This window comes from Nocardia sp. 852002-51101_SCH5132738 (genome assembly GCF_001665695.1).
Lineage (GTDB): Bacteria > Actinomycetota > Actinomycetes > Mycobacteriales > Mycobacteriaceae > Nocardia > Nocardia nova.
In genome coordinates, this window is sequence record NZ_LZML01000050.1 from 1 (window position 1) to 771 (window position 771).

1 protein-coding gene and 1 pseudogene are annotated in these 771 nt (G+C 63.6%); both read left to right on the forward strand.

The genetic code is table 11. The features are described 5' to 3' along the window. The first annotated feature begins 65 nt into the window (after positions 1 to 65). On the forward strand, positions 66 to 287 hold the full coding sequence (locus A5789_RS36355; RefSeq protein WP_064903081.1) for a hypothetical protein: 222 nt from the start codon (positions 66 to 68) through the stop codon (positions 285 to 287). A gap of 182 nt (positions 288 to 469) precedes the next feature. Further along, positions 470 to 771: pseudogene (locus A5789_RS07945) on the forward strand (ATP-binding protein); the annotation flags it as partial.

Below are 771 nucleotides of genomic sequence, written 5' to 3' on the forward strand. Positions count from 1 at the left end.
GAACCGAATTCCATTGTGCTAGAATAGATTTAGTACCGAACTAGCTTCGGACTTACACGGTTCTCGTGACACCCTCGGCGCGTACTGCCGACGATGTCGCGCAGGAGGTCTACGCGTTGCTGATCACCTACCAGGCGTTGCGGACCGCGATCGCCGATACCGCGCTGGCCACACCGGGCATGGTCGCGGACCGGGGCAGTTTCACCGTCGCTTTGCAGACCGCCCGCGACCAGCTCGTCCATGCGGCCGGGTCATCACCGGCGCGACTGTCGATATCGTCGGTGTGATCGGGCGGGCCGTGCGCGCTGACCTGCTCCCACATCGCCGGCCCCGCAGCAGCCTTCGCGTGGTCAAACGGGCAATCTCCAAACACCGCGCCAAGGGGGTGATCGACCGGACCATCTACCAAACCCACATCAGCGTGCGCGTGCTACCCGGTTGACAACCCGGCAGCACACCAAACTGAGCGGCCTTGGGTCTAGCCCGGGCTGCGGTGCACGCCGGCTACCGCACCTATGTCACCACCGCCGCCGATTTGGCGGCCCGCTGCCACAAAGCTGCGATCGAAGGCCGGTGGGCCACCTGCATGCGTTTCTACGCCGGACCAACGCTCCTGGCGATCGACGAACTGGGATACCTGCCGTTACCTGCAGAGGCGGCATCAGCACTGTTTCAAGTTGTGTCGCAACGATATTTGAAGACCTCGATCGCGATCACCACCAACCGCGGCGTCGGATCCTGGGGCGAGATCCTCGGCGATAACACTGTCCC